Raw genomic sequence first — 18,099 nt, forward strand, 5'->3', positions numbered from 1 at the left:
TGGAAATGCCTGGAGGTCCGGGCTACATCAAGAAGGACTACCAGGGGGCGTCAGTGAATGCTCCGGAGAAGGGCGGTCCACTCCCTCCTTGGAAAGGTCAGGTGGCCCACATCTCGGTTCACGGTGTCCCGCACATCCGCGCCGTTCGACGCTTCACGGATTTCGACACAATGTCCACCATCGTTGCTGTGTGAGCTGGTGTGCCACATGTTGTGTCGGGTCTCGTTCACAGAGTCGCTTCTGGGCCCGGCCTGTGGGATCCCCGGAGAAGGGCGCTCCACTCGGTGGTGGGGAAGGTCAGTGTGGTTGCTTCCCGGTGTTGGCTGTCCCGCACATCGGTGCCTGCAGGGCCCTCACGCACCTCCACGCACTGGCCGCCGTTCTGCGAGTAGCTGGACGTGTGCCACACGTGTAGCGAGGTGTCGGCCATGAGGTCTCCCTGGGGTGGAGCCTCCGCAGTCGGGGGCCTGCGGAGGCGGGGGCGTGTCTCTTAGTGGATGCCCCGGAGAAGGGCGGTCCATTCGGCGGCGGGGAAGGTCAGGTGGCCCGCGTCCCGGTTGACGGTGTCGCGCACGTGCGCGCCGTCGCTTGTTTCGCGGACCTCCACGCATTGTGAGCCGGTGTTGCTGTACGAGCTCTTGTGCCACCCAGTTTCAGTCACGTAGTCATCTCCTTCAACAACCGTTGGGATTCTTCGAGCGGGAGGGCATCGGCCAGGGCGAGTCGTTCGATGTGGAAGAGTCGCTCCAAGCCACAACTCGCGCCGAAGACGACGTTACCGTTCTGGTGATCACTGGAGGCAGCGCGGTGTCCGTCCCGCAACCTCGCGAGTAGCAGTGGCGAAGTCACCCCCATCAAGAGACGAGGTGGAGCTATCAGGTGAACCCTCACGCCTTCGCCCATGAGGTGTAAGAGGTGCGCGGACTGCTCATTGCGTACTCGGGGTGGAACCATGCTCACGCCCACAGCAGGAAACACGGCCGTGATCTGTGGAGAGTTGCGCTCCCGCAGGAGTTCGTACCGCTTACATCGCAGACCCGCTACCCGGGATATCTCCTCCTGAGTCCAGGAGGGTTGGCCTTCCTGGAAGATCAGGGTCGAGTATGACGGGCTCTGGAGCAGTCCGGGAACCAACGACGGCGAGATGTAGGTGACCTGAGAGGCGGCCTCTTCCAGTCTCCCAGCGTCGAGCATCCACGGGGGAAGCTCGGGCGGAGAGGTCAGGGCCTCCCACCTGCGTGTCAGCCTTCCGTTGAGATTGAGCGAATCGTCCAGTTTCTGAACATCTGTCCGCGCTGGCATCGAATGGCTGTTTTCCCACCTGGATAAGGTGGAAGCTGAATATCCGGCCAGGCTCGCGAGCTTTCTCAGCGTACGCCCGGATCGTTTTCGTTCTTTTGCGAGGAATTGTCCGAATTCTTGTTCCTGCATGTTTCATAAACTAGGCGACCTGTTTCAGGTTCAGCCATTGTCTCCAGAGATAGAGTCATCTACCTGGTGAAACAGCAGTCAGGCTTCGACGCTGGACGCATGATCACCCGCAACAGCCTCAACGCCTTCGCCGACGCCCGCCGAGCCTTCCGTGACCTCCGAGGGCTCGACTTCACCATCGAGTGGCACCGTTTCGAGTGGACCCACGGGGCCGACCTCGACTGCGCGCTCGTCGGTCCCACCTACCTCGGGAACATGCGGATCGGCCTGAAGAACGGTTCCCACTGGACCTACTGGTCGCGGGACGGGCGTTCGGTTCGCAGTGTGCCCCGCGGCCAGCTGCCCCGGCTGGTCGAGGACGTGTGCGACGAATTCGCCGGCTACCCCGGGTGTCCCGAATTCCCGGACCACCCGGGCCGTGCCGAGCACATCTAGCCGTCCGGCTCCTAGGCTTCGCCCATGCCCACACACGAACACGAGATCACCGCCCCCGTGGACCTGTGCACCCCCGACGGGCACCTCAACCCCGACGCGGTCGGCTGGTCACGTACCCCGCTGCACCGCACGCACCTGACCGGATCACACCTGGCCGGATCCGGGTGGGGTCGCAACAAGCGCTGGGAGTACTGGCTGGTCAGCACGCCCACCCACTCCATCGCGCTGACCCTGGCCGACATCGACTACCTGGGCCTGGCCAGTGTCCACTTCCTCGAACACGGCGACCCGGGCGACCGGGGCGACCGAGGGTCCCGGAACGCCGAAGGCGTCCACGGCGCCCACGGCGACAGCCCCGGAGCCCGCCCGCCCCGCGAACTCACCCGCACTGCCCTGCGACCCCTCGCCCACGGGGTCCACCTTCCCCCGTCCCTGGGCTCGGGTCCGGCCGCCTCCCTGGGCCCCATCCGCGCGCGCATCCGCGACACCGCCCACGGCACCCGGTTGCGCTTTTCCTGCATTACCGAGCGCGGCCCGCTCAGCGCCGACCTGACCGTGGACCTGCCCCCGGGCCACGAGACCATGAACGTGGTCATCCCCTGGAGCCCCACCCGCTTCCAGTACACCTCCAAGCACACCGCCCGCCCCGCCCGCGGCACCGTGCGCCTGGCCGGCAACGACATCGCCTTCACCGACGCCTGGGGCGTGCTCGACCACGGCCGCGGACGCTGGCCCTACGACACCCGCTGGAACTGGGGCGCCGCCGCCGGCCGCACCGACGGCCGTGTCCTGGGCCTGCAGTTCGGCGGAACCTGGACCCGCGGCACCGGCCTGACCGAGAACGCCCTGTGCGTGGACGGGCGCCTGCACAAGATCGGCGAGGAGCTCGACTGGGACTACGACCTCGCCCACCCGATGGAACCCTGGCGGCTGCACGTGCCCGGATCGGACCGGGTCGAGTTGACCTTTACGCCCTTCCACGAGCGCTCCGAGACCACCGACGCCGGGATCCTGGTCAACGACACCACCCAGTGCTTCGGCCACTACGACGGAACTGTGCGCACCGACGACGGCCGGACGATCGCGGTGCACGCTCTGCCCGGGTTCGCCGAGGACGTGCACATGCGCTGGTGAGACGGCGGCCGCGCCCGGGCGACAGGTGCGCTACACATGCAACCAAAGCGAAACTTGTCCCTCTTGTCAGGGCACAAGGATCTGGACGTACCATCATCAAAGGCTCGCGCCCACACGACGTCGTGCTCACCCCCCAGTCGCGACCGTGCTCAACAGGCCAACTCCTGCTAGCGTGCGGATCGCGAACTACGGGATGATTTAGGAGACCTGAACATGGTCCAACAGAGCCGCGAGCAGTGGGGAACGCGCGCGGGCTTCCTGATGGCCGCCATCGGCTCGGCCGTCGGACTGGGAAACATCTGGCGATTCCCCTACATCGCCTATGACAACGGGGGCGGCGCCTTCCTGCTGCCCTACCTCATCGCCCTGCTGAGCGCAGGTATCCCCCTGCTGATCCTCGAATACACCATCGGGCACCGCTACCGCTCCTCGGCGCCGCTGTCCTACCGCCGCGTAGCGCGCCCGGCCGAGGCCCTGGGCTGGTGGCAGGTGGGCGTCTGCTTCGTCGTGGCCGTCTACTACGCCGTCATCGTGGCCTGGGCGGTGCGCTACACCTGGTTCTCGGTCGGACAGCAGTGGGGCGATGACCCCGACGGTTTCTTCAACAACGACTTCCTCGAGGTCTCCGACACCCCCGGCATGGTCTCCGGCTACGTCTCCGGTGTGGCCTGGCCCCTGATCGGTGTGTGGCTGGTCGTCCTGGTCGTGTTGGCCCTGGGCGTGCGCAACGGCATCGAGAAGGCCAACAAGGTCTTCATCCCGCTGCTGGTCGTGCTGTTCCTGATCCTGGTCGTGCAGGCCCTGACCCTCGACGGCGCCGCCGAGGGCCTCAACGCCCTGTTCACCCCCGACTGGGGCGCCATGCTCGACGGCGGGGTCTGGATCGCCGCCTACGGACAGATCTTCTTCTCCCTGTCCATCGGCTTCGGCATCATGGTCACCTACGCCTCCTACCTCAAGCGCAAGGCCGACCTGACCGGCACCGCGATCACCGCGGGCTTCGCCAACAGCTCCTTCGAGCTGCTGGCCGGCATCGGCGTCTTCGCCGCCCTGGGCTTCATGGCCACCACCGCCGGCACCAGCGTCGACACCGTCGTCGAATCCGGGATCGGGCTGGCCTTCGTGGCCTTCCCGCAGATCATCTCCAGCCTGCCCGTGGGCGGGGCGCTCTTCGGCGTGCTCTTCTTCGTCTCGCTGGCCATCGCCGGTGTGACCTCGCTGATCAGCATCGTGCAGGTGATCATCTCGGCCGTGCAGGACCGCACCGGAATGGGCCGCGTGCAGACCGTCGTGCTCGTGGGCGGGGCCACCGCCCTGGCCTCGATCCTGCTCTTCCCCACCCACGAGGGCCTGTACATCCTCGACGCGTTCGACCACTTCATCAACCAGTACGGCATCGCTCTGGCCGGCCTGGTGATGATCATCGTCTTCGCCTGGGTGCTGCGCCGCCTGCCCTTCTTCCAGCGCCACGCCAACGAGGTCTCCCTCGTGCGGCTGGGCACCTGGTGGCGGGTGGCCCTGGGCATCATCACCCCGGTCCTGCTGGGCTTCATGATGTTCGACAGCCTGCGCACCGAACTCACCCAGAACTACGAGGACTACCCGGACAGCTTCCTGCTGGTCGCCGGGTGGGGCGTGGCCATCGGCGCCATCGTCTTCGGTGTCGTGATGTCCCTGCTCCCCTGGAAGCGGGCCGACCGCATCGCCGCCTCCGACCGCCAGGGCGAGACGGCCGACAACGAGCAGGACGAGGAGGAGAGCCGATGAGCACCAGCGCGATCGTCATGATGGTCATCTCCATGGTCGTGCTCTGGGGCGGACTGGTGGCAGCCGTGACCCACCTGATCCGCAACCCCGAAGAGCCCGACGAGAGCTGAACCGCAGCACCGTCACCGCAAGCCGCCCGCGCGCCACCAGGCCGCGGGCGGCTTCGTCGTGAACGCACCGGCCCGCATACCGGGGGCGGTATGTTGGAGCGCCCAGGAGAGGAGTAGTGCCCCATGGAGATGAAACCCGAGATGGTCGGCGACGGCCTGACCCGCCTGCGCCGCGCCCACGGCCAACTCTCGGCGGTGATCCACATGATCGAACAGGGCGAGGAGTGCGCGGAGGTCCTCACCCAGCTCGCCGCGGTCTCCCGGGCCCTGGACCGCGCCGGGTTCAAGATCGTGTCCAGCGGTATGCGCCACTGCACCACCGCGCGCGCCAACGGCGAGGAACCGCCCATGACCGAGCAGGAGCTGGAAAAGCTCTTCCTCGCCCTGGCCTGACCCCTCTCCCCCCGCACAAACGAGGGCCCGGCCGGAGCCTCGCCCCGGCCGGGCCGCTGCCACCGCCCGGAAGGGGTCGCACCCGGGCAGCGGGTCCTGCACGCGAGAACGCTAGGCCTTGGCGAACTCGGCGACGATGCGCTCGCAGAACGTGGGCAGGTCGTCGGGGTTGCGGCTGGTGGTGATGCCCTGGTCGGTGACCACCTTCTCCTCCACGACGGTGCCGCCGGCGTTGGCGATGTCGGTCCGGATGCTGGGGTAGGAGGTCACGGTGCGTCCGCGCACCACGTCGGCCTCCACCAGGATCCAGGGCCCGTGGCAGATCGCCGCCACGGGCTTGCCGCCGTCGACGAAGGCGCGCACGAACCGCACCGCGTCGGCGTCCACCCGCAGCTGGTCGGGGTTGATCGTGCCGCCGGGCACCACCAACGCGTCGTAGTCGCCCGCCTCGACCTCGGAGACCTCGCGGTCCACGTCGAAACGGTCGGCGGGTTCGATGTCGCCGTTCATCGACTGGATCCGGCCGCCGTGCGTGGAGACCAGCTCCACGTCGGCGCCGGCGTCCTGCAGTGCCTTCCTGGGCTGGACGAGCTCGATCCTCTCGACGCCGTCCGCTGCCAGGACCGCGACCTTGCGTCCGTTCAGTTCCCCGGCCATGACGGCCTCCTTCCTCGAGGTGCTCTCCCTGGCGGCCCTACCCGCCGGGCCCCCGGGGCTCACACACGCCCCACCAGGTGAGGTGCACCACCGGCCGGCCCGGCCACCACTGGGGCGAGGAGGAACCGGCCCGGGTCGGCCGGTACCGTTCAGAAGACCTTGCCGGGGTTGAACACCCCTGCCGGGTCCAGGGCCTGCTTCAGGGCGCGGTGCATCTGCAGCACCTGCGGGCCCAATTCCCGGGCCGCACCGGGCATCTTGAGCAGGCCCACCCCGTGCTCGCCGGTGACCGTGCCGCCCAGCTCCAGGGCCTCGTCCACGATCACCTCGAAGGCCTCCTGCGCCCGCTTCTTGGCCTCGGCATCACCGGCCGGGACGATGAACAGCGGGTGCAGGTTCCCGTCGCCGGCGTGGGCGATGTTGCCGATGTGGGTGTCGAAGCGGCGCGCGGCCTGCTCGATGCGGCCCAGCATCTCCGGAACGCTGCCCTTGGGCACACACACGTCCTCGGTCAGCAGCGGCCCCAACCGCTCCAGCGCCGGGTAGGCCAGGCGGCGGGCCTCGAAGAGCGCCTCGGCCTCCTCCTGGTCGGTGGAGCGCACCGCATAGACCGCGCCCTCACCTTCGAAGCAGGCCTGGATCTGGTCGGCCTCCTGCTCACCCGCGGCCCCGGGAAGGTCGCTGCGCGCCAGCAGCAGCACCTCGCCCTCGGCGGACAGGCCCATGTTCTTCCACTCGTCGACCGCCTGCAGGCAGAAGCGGTCGATCAGCTCCAGCGCCGAAGGCACGATCCCGGCCGCCGAGACCGCCGCCACCGCACGGCCGGCATCGATCAAGGAGTCGAAGTAGCCCACCACGGTGTGCTCGACGCCGGTGCGCAGCGGCACCAGGCGCAGCGTGACCTCGGTGACCAGCCCGAGGGTGCCCTCGGAGCCGACCATGAGCCCGGCCAGGTCGTAGCCGGTGACCCCCTTGGCGGTCCTGCGGCCCAGCCGCACGACCTCGCCGCTGCCCATGACCGCTTCCATGCCCAGCACGTAGTCGCGGGTGACGCCGTACTTGACGCAGCAGAGCCCGCCGGCGTTGGTGGCCACGTTCCCGCCGATCGTGGACCAGGGCGCCGAGGCCGGGTCCGGCGGGTACCACAGCCCGTCCTGGGCCACCCGTTCGCGCAGGTGGGCGTTGACCACCCCGGGCTGGACGGTCACGGTCTGCTGCACCGGGTCGACCTCCAGCACCCGGTCCATGCGCTCGAAGGAGACCACGACCCATCCGTCCACGGCGTTGGCCCCGCCGGACAGCCCCGTTCCGGCCCCGCGTGCGACCACCGGAACCCCGGCGCCGGCGCACACCCGCACCAGTGCCGCGACGTCCTCGGTGTGCCGGGGCCGCACCACCGCGGCCGGGCGCCCGTAAGGGGCCCACTCGGCCTCGTCGTGGGCCATGCCCTCCATGATCTCGGGGTCGGTGACCACCTGCTCGGCACCGATCGCCTCCGCCAACTCCTGGGCCACCCCGGGCATGGTCACACTCCTTCACGCCACGGTCGCCGCACCTGCCGCGGCAACGCTGCGCGCAGCCTAACGGGCCCCTGTCCGGCCCCGGACGCGCAGGTCCCCCCAGGTCCGACGTGCCGGTGTTAGCTTGGGGCCACTTCAGGGCCGAGGGAGGGCGCATGGGCACGATCGTGGTCACCGGAGCGACGGGCACACTGGGTCAGCCCGTGGCCGAACTGCTGCGCGGGGACGGCCACCAGGTCCGCCCGGCCGGGCGCCACCCCGTCGGGGAAGGCGAACCCCCGGTGGACCTGCGCACCGGCCAGGGCCTGGACCAGGTGCTGCAGGGGGCCGACACCGTGGTGCACTGCGCCTCCTCCCCGACCGGGGGCGACATCCCCGCGGCCCGCCACCTCATCGCGGCCGCCCGCGCCGCCGGGGTGGGCCACCTGGTGTACGTCTCCATCGTGGGCTGTGACCGGGTCCCGCTGGGTTACTACCGCACCAAACACGTGGTGGAGCAGGCCCTGCTCGCCTCCGACCTGGGGGTGAGCGTGCTGCGCGCGACCCAGTTCCACGACCTGGTGCGGCTGCTGTGCCGCAGCAGCGCCCGGCTGCCGGTGATGGCGGTGCCCGACATCGACGTGCAACCGGTCGGGGTGGCCGAGGTGGCCGCGCGCCTGGCCAAGCTCGCCGCCGGCCCTCCGCAGGGCCGGGTGCCGGACATGGGCGGGCCGCTGGTGCAGCCCTTCACCGAGCTGGCCCGCGCCTACCTGGACTCGGTGGACACACCGCGCCGTCCCGTCCCGGTGCGCCTTCCCGGGCGGGTCTTCGCCGCCTACCGGCGCGGGGAACACCTGGCCCCCGAGCGCAAGGTGGGTTCGCAGACCTTCGCCGAGTTCTGTGCTCTGGGAACTGACGGTTACGAGGGGCGCTACTGACCCCGCGACCTCCCACGCTCGGCCTTCAACATCCTGTTTTCAACAATCTGTTGACAACGAAGCGTTGAAGGCCGCATGCTGGGCCCATGCACACCGACACCACACCCCACGACCGCCACCGCGCCCTGATCCGCCTCACCGAACGCCACGCCACCGGCGAGCACCGCACCCGCTGGACCGAGAACGGCCTGCCCCTGACCCCCCACGAAGCGGTGCGCCGCGTCGGCGACCTTGCCGCCGGCAGCCTGCCCCTGGCCGAGGGCGAACCCGCCGTCGACGCCGACGACCTCACCGACGCCCTGACCCTGCTCCCCCACGCCCGCGCCGAGTTCGACCAGATGGAACTGGGCCTGCTCACCATGGCCAAGGGCCGCGGCATGACCTGGCAGAACATGGCCCACCACCTGGGGCTGGGCTCGGCCCAGGCCGCCCGCCAGCGCCACGACCGCCTCACCCGCCGCCTGGAAGGCTGAGCACCCGCCACCCCCCCCGGTGTCCGCAACCGGTCATCGACCCGCGCCACCGCACACCCCGCCCCCGACCAGGGCCGACGCAGACCCGCAACACCGTTCCACCCCGCCCGGCCCGCGTGATGTCCACCACCGGGCTTCCCGTCTGCGCAGGTCACACGGCCCCGATCGGGGACGCTCCCGCCGCGTTCCACCCTCGCCGCNCGCACACCCCGCCCCCGACCAGGGCCGACGCAGACCCGCAACACCGTTCCACCCCGCCCGGCCCGCGTGATGTCCACCACCGGGCTTCCCGTCTGCGCAGGTCACACGGCCCCGATCGGGGACGCTCCCGCCGCGTTCCACCCTCGCCGCCGGCACACCGGGGCCTAGGCTGAACACCAGTGGACCGACGACCCCCTAACCACCGACCGACGGTGGGGCAGCGCACAGAGACCACCGAGGAGCACCCATGCGCTTGCTCGTGCTTTCCCCCAACCCGATGATCAGGGCCGGGACGAGCGCCCTGCTCGCCCGGGGCGGCCTCCCCCAGCCGGTGGAGGAGCTCGACGCACCCGAGCTCGTGAGCGCGGCCCTGCGCCGAGCCGCCGTCGACGTCGCCGTCGTCGACATCAGGCAGGAACGCCCCGGGGTCAACGGCTACTGCGTGGCCCGCCTGATCACCGACACCACGGCCGGCGCCACCAAGGTCGTGCTCCTGTCCCACGAACAGCAGGACATCGACGTCGCCGCCGCCCTCAGGTCCGGGGCCAGCGGGGTCGTGCCCCACCACAGCGCCGCCGACTCCCTGGTCGCCGCCCTGCACTCGGTCCACCACGGCGGGCTCTACCTGGACCCCCTCGCCCTCAGCGCGGTCTTCACCGCACCCGCAGCCGCCCCCGCACCGGCCCAGGCCCCCCTGACCCGCCGCGAGGACGAGGTCCTGCACCTGGCGGGCCAGGGCCGCAGCAACCGCGAGATCGCCGCCGCACTCGTGGTCAGCGAAGGCACCGTCAAGAGCCACGTGCACCGCATCATGGGCAAACTCGGCTCCGAGACCAGGGCACAACTGGTCGCCTACTGCTACGAACACGGCCTGGTCAGGCCCTCCGCGGCCCCGACCGCCCCGGGATGCCCGGCCTACGCCGACCAACGGCCCTGACCCGCCCCCCGGGACACCCGCCAGGCCACCGGGCTCAGAACGGGTCCGAGACGATCTGCGCCACCCGGGCCAGCTCCTGCCAGTCCTCCTCGGCCGAACGGCGCAGACGCTGGTCCCCCGGATCGGTGTCCACCACCACGTACGCGCACCCCAGCGCGTGCAGGGCCTCCAGGTCCGCCCGGATCTGCTCGGCACTGCCGTGCCCGGTGCGCCGCGCGTCCTCCGGCAGCGGCGCAGAATGCACCGACACCTGGATACGCGGACACAGATCGGGCACCGGGCGTTCCTCGGCCCGAGCGATACGCCGCATCTCCGGCAGGGCCGCCTCATGCAACCACCACACCTGCGGCCACAGCGGATGCCACGCGTCCCCGTGCCGCACCGCCCGGCGCAGCGCAGCACGGCTGTTACCGCCCACCCACACCGGAGGCCCCGGCCACCGCGCGGGCGCAGGCCCGGTGTGCACGTCCCGGAACACCGCGTACTCCCCCGAGAACGTGGCCCGCTCCTGCTCCCACACCCGGCGCACCGCCCGCAGGTACTCGTCGGTGATGCGCCCGCGCCGCTCGAAGGGCACCCCCAGGGCCTCGTAACCCTGCCGCGCCCACCCCACGCCGACGCCCAGGACCAGCCGCCCGTCCGAGAGCTGGTCCAACGTCGCCGCGGTGCGCGCCAGGTCCAGCGGATGGCGGTGCGGCATGATCACCACACCCGTGCCCAGCTCCACCCGCTCGGTCCGGGCCGCCAACCACGCCAGGGACGTGAACGACTCGTAGAACGGGGCGGGAGACCGCGAGGCCGCGTCCGGGGCCAGCGCCAGATGGTCCGAGACCAGGAGCAGGTCATAACCCAGCTCCTCCACGGTCCGCCCCCACCCCAGCAGCGTCTTGGGCCCCATGTCCGGGCCGAAGTTGGGAAGGTTGACTCCGATGCGCACTACGCCTCCATCCTGATCGCCCGACCGCTCGTGCTCACTGCGCGGGCGGCAGGAGCAGCACCTTGCCGCGGACCCCGCCCGCCTCGAAGCGCCGCACGGCCTCGGCGGCCCGGGCGAAGGGCACCGCCTGGGCCACCCGCACCGTCAGGTCCTGCCGGTCGACCCAGTCGGCCAGGACCCGCAGGGAGGCTCCGTCCTGATCGACGAAGGAGACCTCGGGCTCCACCCCGCGCTCGGGCTCGGGCACCGCCGTGGGGACCACGGTCACGAACCGCCCTCCCCGGCGCACCGCCCGGATCGCCCCGGCCACCCCCGCCGTCTCGAACACGGCATCGAAACCGCCCTCCTCGGGCACCTGCGTGTACACCTCGGCCGCACCCAGGGACCGGGCCTCCGCCTGGTCGCCTTCGCGCACCAGCACCGCCGCCCGCCAACCGCGCCGCCGGGCGATCTGCACGGCGAAGCCGCCCACCGCGCCCACACCCCCGGTCACCAGGAGGCGCGCCCCTCGCGGCAGGTCCAGGCGCGACAGCGGCTGGTAACTGCTCAGGGCCGCCAACGGCAGGGCCGCCGCATCACGCAGGGGCACCGAAACGGGGGCCGGGGCCAGCAACCGGTGATCGAGCGTCACCCACTGGCTCCAGGTACCCACACCGGTCGCCGGCTGCGCGGACATGCCCACGACCGCATCTCCGACGTCGAAGGGCACATCGGCGCCCACCGACTCCACCTCGCCGGCCAGGTCCCACCCCAGGACCATCGGCAGGGGCACCCCCAGGTCCTCGCCCTTGGAGCCCGACCGCACCTGGTTGTCGACCGGGTTGACCGCGGCCGCGACCACACGTACGCGCACCTGTCCGGGGCCCGGGGCCGGGGCGTCCTGCACCTCGCCCTCACCCAGCACCTCGGGGGAACCGAACCGGTCCATCACGATCGCCTTCATCACGCTCTCCTCCACTTCTCGGAAACCTTCTCGGACCTGTGCCCGGGCGGCGCCGGGCGCTGCTCAGCCCAGACCCGCACGCGCCGGTGCGTCCGCGCTCGCGGCCTCGGCACGCCGGTCCCGGCGCAGCACCAGCAGAGCCACCGGCAGAGCCGTGAGCGAGATCGCCGCGGCCACCCAGTTGACGGCAACCAGCCCCACACCCGCAGCGATCACCAGTGCGCCGACCGGCCGTGCATCACGCTAGGAAGAGCACCCCGCCCGGGGCATCGGCGCCAGGTTGCTTTTGCCTGCACCTGTGGTTGAGTGCCCCCACCACAGGTGCAAGTCCCACACACCCCAGGAGCGCCGACCATGCCGCTGGATGCACTGCACCGCGCCCGCCGCCAGGGCCTGACCGCACAACAGGCCGCCGCCGCACACCCGCCCCGCACCACCCCCGACGCCCTGTACCTGGCCCTGTGGGCCCACGCCGACGGCCACCCCGAACCGGCCCGCGAGCACGCACAGCTGGCCCACCGCCTCGACCCCAACAGCGAATTCGCCCGCCTGCTGCCCCACCACCTCGAACGCGAACACACCGGCGTCTACGACGCACCCGAGGCCTTCGGTGCCTTCATCCGCGGCGGCGGCAACGTCGAGCTCTACCGCGCCACCTCCCGCGCCCTGGCCCGCATCCTCGACGAACACACCCCGCGCACCCTGCTCGACGTGGGCCCCGGCGACGGCCTGGCCCTGCTGCCCGCCCTCAACGGCACCGCCGGACCCGCCCCGCACGTGGACCTGGTCGAACCCAGCACCGCCCTGCTCGAGCAGGCCACCGACGCCCTGCAGGCCCAGCACATCGGCCACCGCGCCCACAACACCACCGTCGAGGAGCTGCTCACCACCCACCCCGACATGCGCTGGGACCTGGCCCAGTCCACCTTCGCCCTGCAGTCACTGTCCCCGCACGAGCGCGGCCCCGTCCTGGCGGCCCTGGCACAGCGCACCGGCCACCTGGCCGTGGTCGAGTTCGACGTCGCCCACGTACCCGACCCCTTCGACCCGCACTGGTTCGATTCCTGCCTGCAGCGCCTCGAACGCGGCCTGCGCGAGTACGAGGGCGACCGCGACCTGGTCGGAACCGGCTTCATCCTGCCCGTGGTCCTGGGCCACTTCGCCACCCACACCCGCACCAACCACGAACACTCCATCCAGGACTGGATCGGCGACCTCGAGCAGGCCGGCTTCACCCACGTGCAGGCCCACCACCTGTGCGACTACTGGTGGGAACCGGCCTGGCTCCTGCGCGCCCGAGGCCGCCACACCGGGTGAGCCCCGCACGCCCACGGCTCAACGGCTCATGCGCCGGAACCGGCCCACCGCCAGGGGCACGAACACCGCCAACAGCACCGCGGGCCAGACCAGGGCCACCCACACCGCGTGCTCGGCCATCCACCCCTGCCCCGCACCACCCGGGTTGCCGAACAGCTCCCGCGCCGCCACCACCGTGGCCGAGAGCGGGTTCCACTCGGCCACCGGCACCAACCACCCCGGCATCGTGTGCACCGGAACGAAGGTCTCGGCCACCATCGCCAACGGAAACACCAACGAGAAGAACTTCATCGCCGCCTCGGGGCTGCGCACCACCAACCCCAACCAGATCCCGATCCAGGTGAAGGCCAACCGCAACCACAACAGCAACCCCAACGCCGCCAGCGCCGCCCAGGGCCCGTTGTGCCACTGCCACCCGATCAGCCACCCCATGAACACCAGCACCGCCAGGTCCACCAGCGCCGAGACCACATCGGCCACACTGCGCCCCGCCAACAGGGCCGACGGAGCCATCGGCAGGGTCCGGAACCGGTCCACCACCCCGCGCCCCACATCGGTGACCACCGCGATCGTGGTGTTGCCGATCCCGAACGCCATCGTCAACGCGAACAACCCCGGCATGAGGAACTCGCGGTAATCCGCGCCCTCCCCCAGCACCGCACCCATCGCCTCACCGAAGACGAACCCGAACAACAGCACCGCCAGCACCGGGATCAACAGGGTGCCCACGACCTCGTCGGGCTTGCGCACCAGGTGCGACAGGTACCGGCCCGCCACCACCCAGGTGTCGGCCACCATCCACCGCGCCCGCTCCCACACAGCGGGCCCGGACCGTTCGGCCACCGCCTCACCCATCACTCTCGCCCTCCTCCCCGGTCAGGCTCAAGAACACCTCGTCCAGGCTCGGACGGCGCAACGCCACGTCCTCGACCACCAACCCGGCCTCGTCCAGGGCCCGCACCACCTTGGCCAACCCCAGCGCCCCGTCACCGGCCGGCACACTCACCCGCGCCTGATCGGCCTCCACCCGCGGCAGCACACCCGCCACCCGGCCCAGCACCTCCTCGGCCAGTGCCAGGTCCTGCGGTTCCACGACCACCTCCACACGCCCGCCGCCGATGCGCTCCTTCAACCGTTCCGGGCTGCCCTCGGCCACCACCCGCCCCGCGCGCACCACCGAGATGCGGTCGGCCAACCGGTCGGCCTCCTCCAGGTACTGGGTGGTCAGCACCACCGTGGTGCCGCGCCCCACCAACTCACGCACCGCCTCCCACACCCGCGCGCGGCTGCGCGGGTCCAACCCGGTGGTCGGCTCGTCCAGGAACAGCACCACCGGATCGGCCACCAACGCCGCCGCCAGGTCCAACCGGCGCCGCATCCCACCCGAGTACTGGCGCACCGCACGCTCGGCCGCCCCCGTCAGATCGAAGTGCTCCAACAACTCCTGCGCACGCCGGCGCGCACGGGCCCGCCCCAGGTGCGACAGGCGCGCGAACATCTCCAGGTTCCGGCGCCCGCTCAACGCCTCGTCCACCGCCGCGTACTGGCCCACGAACCCGATCCGCGAGCGCACCCAACGCGCGTGCCGGTCCACCCGGTGCCCGTCCAACCACATCCGGCCCCCGTCGAAACGCACCAGGGTCGCCATCACCCGCACCGCCGTGGTCTTGCCCGCACCGTTGGGTCCCAGCAGGGCATGCACCGTGCCCTGCTCCACCTGCAGGTCGAACCCGTCCAGAGCCGCACGCCCGCCCCCGTAGAGCTTGCGCACACCCTCGGCCCGGATCACCGTGCTCACCGCGCCACCTCCGCCTGCTCGCCCGCCCCGGACGCACCGCCCCCGGCCGCGGCCCCCGCCAGGGTGACCTCGCCCGGGCGCCCCAACGCGATCCGGGCGATGTTGGTCACCGACTCGCTGCCCGGGGCGTAGTAGGAGCAGTGCCCGCGGATCGGCCCGGTCGCAAAACGCACCGCACCGAAACCCCGCCGCAGCGGCGAGGGCCCGTGCCCCAACCCGCCCAGACGCCCGCGCGGGAAGAACCGGATCCAGTCCCGCCCACCCAACGCCGCCCACAACCGCCCCGAGTACCCCAGCGCCTGGACCGAGGCCCCGCCCATCCCGGGGCTGCCCAGCACCACACAGTCGTGCACCCGCCCCCCGCCCAGGGCCAGACCGCACACCACCGCCCCGTAGCTGTGCCCGACCAGCGTGATGTGGGCATCGGCCGGCAACGCGTGCGTCAACCGGGCCAGATCCGGGGCCCCGCGCTCGGCCGGCCCCCGCAGCGAGGCCTCCACGAACCCGTTCGGGGTGGCATAACCCAGCCACACCACCACCGCGAAACGCCCCCGCGGCGCCAGACGGTCCATGGTGCGCAACAACCCCACGCCGTTGACGCGCGGACGCGTACGCCGGCCCGGATCGAAGTAGTTGCCCAGGTGGTTGTCGTTGCCCGGCACCAGCACCACCACGTGGTCGGCGGTGGCGACCTCGCCCAGCACCTCCACGATCCGCCCCGGACCCTCGGTGCACCGGGCCAGCAGCCGCAGCCCGTGCCAGGTGTGCTCCCGGTAGGTCAACGGACCCAGCCCCGGTTCCTGCGGCGCGGCCGTGATCATGGTTCTGGTTCTCCCCGTGGTCGGGCCCCCGGTGCGAGGGCACTGAGCACCATCACTGATCACGCTAGAGACGGACCCGGCCGAACTCGATCGGGCTGCCACCCCGGCCCACCTGCACCCCGACCCACCTCCGACGGTGGTGCCACCACCACCGCACCCGCGCCCACCTGGGACAACACCCCCCGACCGGGGGCATGCCCGCCGCCCCGGGGCCGTGGCCGGGTACGGCCACCGACCGGGCATCCCTCACCCGCGGTGCACACCCACCAACCCCGAGTCGTAGGCGGCGATGACCGCCTGCGTACGGTCACGCACCCCGAGCTTGGCCAAGATCGCGGACACGTGCGTCTTGACCGTCTCCACCCCCAAGAACAGCTCGCCCGAGATCTCGCTGTTGGACAACCCCCGCGCCATGAGCACCAACACGTCCGACTCGCGCCCGCTCAGCGCCGCCACCGCCCGCACCCGGGGCCCGTCCGCGCCCGCGTGCGCCCGTGCCAGCGCACGGATCGCCGACGGAAACAGCAACGACTCCCCCGCGTGCACCACACGCACCGCCGCCAGGATGTCCTCGGGCCGGCTGCGCTTGAGCACGAACCCCTGCGCTCCGGCCCGCAACGCCCCGTACACGTACTCGTCACTGTCGAAGGTCGTCACCACGATCACCTTCGGCGGCGCAGGGGCCCGCATCAGCGCCCGCGTGGCCTCGATCCCGTCCAGGCGCGGCATCCGCACGTCCATGAGCACCACATCCGGCGCGCACCGGGCCACCAGGTCCGGCACGGCCGCCCCGTCCTCGGCCTCGCCCACCACCTCCATGTCGGGCTCAGCACCCACCAGCGCCGCCAACCCCGCCCTGACCAGGGACTCGTCGTCGACCAGCACCACCCGCACCACCGCGCTCACCCCTTCGCACCATCGATACGCACCGACAGGGTCCACCAACCGTCCCGGGCGCCGTACTCCAGCTCGCCCCCCAGCAACCGCACACGCTCGGCCGCCCCCTCCAGCCCGTGCCCGCCCCTGCGCGCGCCCGCACCCGCACCGACCGGGTTGGCCACCTCCACCCGCGCCCCGGACCCGTCAACCCGCACCCACAGCCGCACCGGACCCCCGGGCGCACCGTGACGCAACGCGTTGGTCAGCCCCTCCTGACAGATCCGGTACAGCTCACGCGAGAGGACCGGCGCCACATCCCCGACCGGCCCCTGCACCACACACTCCACCTCGGCCCCGCCGCCCCGGGCCGCGCGAACCAGGTGCTCCACGTCCGTCAGGGACGGCTCGGGCGCCCGTCCCGAACGCTCCTGGCGCAGCAGGCCCAGAACATGGTCCAACTCCCCGGTCGCGGTGCGCGCCTGCTCGGCGATGGCCTCCAGCGCCGCACGCGCAAAGGCCGGATCCTGCTCCAACACCCGCGCCGCCGTGCCCGCCTGCAACGCCACCACCGACAACGCGTGCCCGATCGAGTCGTGCAGCTCCGCAGCCAACCGGTTGCGCTCGGTCAACTCATCTGCTCGGCGACGCACCTGCGCCAACCGCTCCGAGACCGAGGGCCCGAGCAACAGCGGCCCCACCCGGGCCGCCCCCGCACCCACAGCCGCCACCACGAGCACGAACACCACCAACAGCACCAGCCCGGCCACAGGCCCCAGCACCCGGGCCGCCACCCCCGACACCTGCGGCAGCGCCACCGGCAACGCCGTCAGCACCGCCACCGCATCGGCCGGAGCACCGGTCACCGCCACCAGCGCCAGCGTGGCGGCGTCGGTGAGCACCACCATCGTGGCCACCGCCACCACCAGCCCCACCCCGAAGTGCAGGGCCAGCGCCGCACCCGAACGCACCCGCTCCCGGGGTCCGGCCCGTCCGCCGCCGGGGTCGGGCACCTGCTCCATCGGCCCCCCGAGCAGCGCACGGCCCACCTGCACCTGTTGGGCCCGCACCCCCGGCAAGAGCCCCGTGGCCCCCACCAGAACCACAGTCGCCACCGAGACCACGACCAGCACACCCGCCGACCACGTTCCGGGCCCCCACCGCGTCACCAGCGTCACCACCACCAGCACCGCCAGGCAGTAGGGCACGAACAACACCCCGCCCAACACCAGGTGCACCCAGCGTGTGTAGGTCCGGCCCCTGGCCAGCGGCCCCAGAGCCCGCCGCGCAATGCTCATGCACCAGATCCTGGCACGGCCCCGCACGCACCCGCCTCCCCCTCGCGAGGGAGCACGAACCCACCCCGGAGGGAAGCGCCCCGGGTCCGAACAGCGCCACGATCGACAGAACACGGCAACACCCGACGAGCGCA

General features: G+C 71.4%; 23 protein-coding genes. 9 read left to right on the forward strand and 14 right to left on the reverse strand.

From position 1 onward, the window contains the following. Positions 1–50 precede the first annotated feature (50 nt). From IDM40_RS12575 to IDM40_RS12590, 4 genes are read right to left on the reverse strand one after another with little or no spacing between them, the layout of a single operon-like run. Positions 51–209, reverse strand: a complete 159-nt coding sequence (locus IDM40_RS12575) for a DUF397 domain-containing protein (RefSeq protein ID WP_193122213.1) — start codon at positions 207–209, stop codon at positions 51–53. A 17-nt stretch (positions 210–226) separates the two neighbouring features. Then, positions 227–430 (reverse strand): DUF397 domain-containing protein, encoded by a 204-nt coding sequence (locus IDM40_RS12580; RefSeq protein ID WP_193122153.1) that lies wholly within the window; start codon positions 428–430, stop codon positions 227–229. 60 nt (positions 431–490) lie between these two features. After that, a complete protein-coding gene (locus IDM40_RS28150) occupies positions 491–661 on the reverse strand; it encodes a DUF397 domain-containing protein (protein ID WP_193122154.1) in 171 nt (56 codons plus the stop codon). After that, positions 658–1,431 carry a Scr1 family TA system antitoxin-like transcriptional regulator gene (locus tag IDM40_RS12590; protein ID WP_193122155.1) on the reverse strand — a complete coding sequence of 258 codons (774 nt, stop codon included), beginning with the start codon at positions 1,429–1,431 and terminating at the stop codon, positions 658–660. Before IDM40_RS12590 ends, IDM40_RS28150 begins: the two co-directional genes overlap by 4 nt. A gap of 66 nt (positions 1,432–1,497) precedes the next feature. On the opposite strand from IDM40_RS12590, the gene IDM40_RS12595 reads away from it, so the two are divergent. The 5 genes from IDM40_RS12595 to IDM40_RS12615 all read left to right on the forward strand — a co-directional run bounded on the left by IDM40_RS12595 (position 1,498) and on the right by IDM40_RS12615 (position 5,270). Further along, positions 1,498–1,866 carry a hypothetical protein gene (locus tag IDM40_RS12595; RefSeq protein WP_328807008.1) on the forward strand — a complete coding sequence of 123 codons (369 nt, stop codon included), beginning with the start codon at positions 1,498–1,500 and terminating at the stop codon, positions 1,864–1,866. A 24-nt stretch (positions 1,867–1,890) separates the two neighbouring features. Next, positions 1,891–3,000, forward strand: a complete 1,110-nt coding sequence (locus IDM40_RS12600) for a DUF2804 domain-containing protein (protein WP_193122156.1) — start codon at positions 1,891–1,893, stop codon at positions 2,998–3,000. A gap of 213 nt (positions 3,001–3,213) precedes the next feature. After that, the gene (locus tag IDM40_RS12605) at positions 3,214–4,767 is read left to right on the forward strand and encodes a sodium-dependent transporter (protein ID WP_193122157.1); all 1,554 of its coding nucleotides are present in this window, start codon (positions 3,214–3,216) and stop codon (positions 4,765–4,767) included. Then, on the forward strand, positions 4,764–4,877 hold the full coding sequence (locus IDM40_RS12610) for a methionine/alanine import family NSS transporter small subunit (protein WP_193122158.1): 114 nt from the start codon (positions 4,764–4,766) through the stop codon (positions 4,875–4,877). Before IDM40_RS12605 ends, IDM40_RS12610 begins: the two co-directional genes overlap by 4 nt. Before the next feature lie 123 nt (positions 4,878–5,000). Next, on the forward strand, positions 5,001–5,270 hold the full coding sequence (locus IDM40_RS12615; RefSeq protein ID WP_193122159.1) for a metal-sensitive transcriptional regulator: 270 nt from the start codon (positions 5,001–5,003) through the stop codon (positions 5,268–5,270). 111 nt (positions 5,271–5,381) lie between these two features. On the opposite strand, the gene IDM40_RS12620 is transcribed toward IDM40_RS12615, so the two are convergent. Continuing rightward, positions 5,382–5,927 carry a type 1 glutamine amidotransferase domain-containing protein gene (locus tag IDM40_RS12620; RefSeq protein WP_193122160.1) on the reverse strand — a complete coding sequence of 182 codons (546 nt, stop codon included), beginning with the start codon at positions 5,925–5,927 and terminating at the stop codon, positions 5,382–5,384. Positions 5,928–6,076: 149 nt separating this feature from the next. Next, the gene (locus IDM40_RS12625) at positions 6,077–7,450 is read right to left on the reverse strand and encodes an FAD-binding oxidoreductase (protein ID WP_193122161.1); all 1,374 of its coding nucleotides are present in this window, start codon (positions 7,448–7,450) and stop codon (positions 6,077–6,079) included. A gap of 152 nt (positions 7,451–7,602) precedes the next feature. Here IDM40_RS12625 and IDM40_RS12630 point away from each other — a divergent pair, with 152 nt between their 5' ends. The 3 genes from IDM40_RS12630 (at position 7,603) to IDM40_RS12640 (ending at position 9,975) form a co-directional block, all read left to right on the forward strand. Then, positions 7,603–8,364, forward strand: a complete 762-nt coding sequence (locus IDM40_RS12630) for an SDR family oxidoreductase (protein WP_193122162.1) — start codon at positions 7,603–7,605, stop codon at positions 8,362–8,364. 86 nt (positions 8,365–8,450) lie between these two features. After that, entirely contained in the window at positions 8,451–8,837 is a 387-nt protein-coding gene (locus IDM40_RS12635) for a DNA-binding protein (RefSeq protein ID WP_193122163.1), read from the forward strand. Positions 8,838–9,285: 448 nt separating this feature from the next. Further along, positions 9,286–9,975, forward strand: coding sequence for a helix-turn-helix transcriptional regulator (locus IDM40_RS12640; RefSeq protein ID WP_193122164.1), 690 nt, complete (start codon positions 9,286–9,288; stop codon positions 9,973–9,975). A 34-nt stretch (positions 9,976–10,009) separates the two neighbouring features. Here the strand turns inward: IDM40_RS12640 and IDM40_RS12645 are convergent, their stop codons facing one another. From IDM40_RS12645 to IDM40_RS12655, 3 genes are all read right to left on the reverse strand, one after another. Then, positions 10,010–10,912: a TIGR03619 family F420-dependent LLM class oxidoreductase gene (locus IDM40_RS12645; protein WP_193122165.1), complete on the reverse strand. Its 903-nt coding sequence runs from the start codon at positions 10,910–10,912 to the stop codon at positions 10,010–10,012. A gap of 34 nt (positions 10,913–10,946) precedes the next feature. Next, positions 10,947–11,855 (reverse strand): alcohol dehydrogenase catalytic domain-containing protein, encoded by a 909-nt coding sequence (locus IDM40_RS12650; RefSeq protein ID WP_193122166.1) that lies wholly within the window; start codon positions 11,853–11,855, stop codon positions 10,947–10,949. A gap of 63 nt (positions 11,856–11,918) precedes the next feature. Further along, positions 11,919–12,056: a hypothetical protein gene (locus IDM40_RS12655; RefSeq protein WP_193122167.1), complete on the reverse strand. Its 138-nt coding sequence runs from the start codon at positions 12,054–12,056 to the stop codon at positions 11,919–11,921. Positions 12,057–12,209: 153 nt separating this feature from the next. Here IDM40_RS12655 and IDM40_RS12660 point away from each other — a divergent pair, with 153 nt between their 5' ends. After that, a complete protein-coding gene (locus tag IDM40_RS12660) occupies positions 12,210–13,172 on the forward strand; it encodes a class I SAM-dependent methyltransferase (protein ID WP_193122168.1) in 963 nt (320 codons plus the stop codon). Between the two features lie 18 nt (positions 13,173–13,190). Here the strand turns inward: IDM40_RS12660 and IDM40_RS12665 are convergent, their stop codons facing one another. The 5 genes from IDM40_RS12665 to IDM40_RS12685 all read right to left on the reverse strand — a co-directional run bounded on the left by IDM40_RS12665 (position 13,191) and on the right by IDM40_RS12685 (position 17,965). Continuing rightward, positions 13,191–14,027, reverse strand: coding sequence for an ABC transporter permease (locus IDM40_RS12665; RefSeq protein ID WP_193122169.1), 837 nt, complete (start codon positions 14,025–14,027; stop codon positions 13,191–13,193). Continuing rightward, positions 14,020–14,970, reverse strand: a complete 951-nt coding sequence (locus IDM40_RS12670; protein ID WP_193122170.1) for an ATP-binding cassette domain-containing protein — start codon at positions 14,968–14,970, stop codon at positions 14,020–14,022. Before IDM40_RS12670 ends, IDM40_RS12665 begins: the two co-directional genes overlap by 8 nt. Then, positions 14,967–15,791: an alpha/beta hydrolase gene (locus IDM40_RS12675; protein ID WP_193122171.1), complete on the reverse strand. Its 825-nt coding sequence runs from the start codon at positions 15,789–15,791 to the stop codon at positions 14,967–14,969. The genes IDM40_RS12670 and IDM40_RS12675 overlap by 4 nt, the downstream gene beginning before the upstream one ends. A 246-nt stretch (positions 15,792–16,037) precedes the next feature. After that, positions 16,038–16,688, reverse strand: a complete 651-nt coding sequence (locus tag IDM40_RS12680) for a response regulator (RefSeq protein WP_193122215.1) — start codon at positions 16,686–16,688, stop codon at positions 16,038–16,040. Between the two features lie 5 nt (positions 16,689–16,693). Further along, positions 16,694–17,965 (reverse strand): sensor histidine kinase, encoded by a 1,272-nt coding sequence (locus tag IDM40_RS12685; RefSeq protein ID WP_193122172.1) that lies wholly within the window; start codon positions 17,963–17,965, stop codon positions 16,694–16,696. Positions 17,966–18,099: the final 134 nt, after the last annotated feature.

The organism is Nocardiopsis coralli (assembly GCF_014892575.1).
Classification (GTDB): Bacteria; Actinomycetota; Actinomycetes; order Streptosporangiales; family Streptosporangiaceae; genus Nocardiopsis; species Nocardiopsis coralli.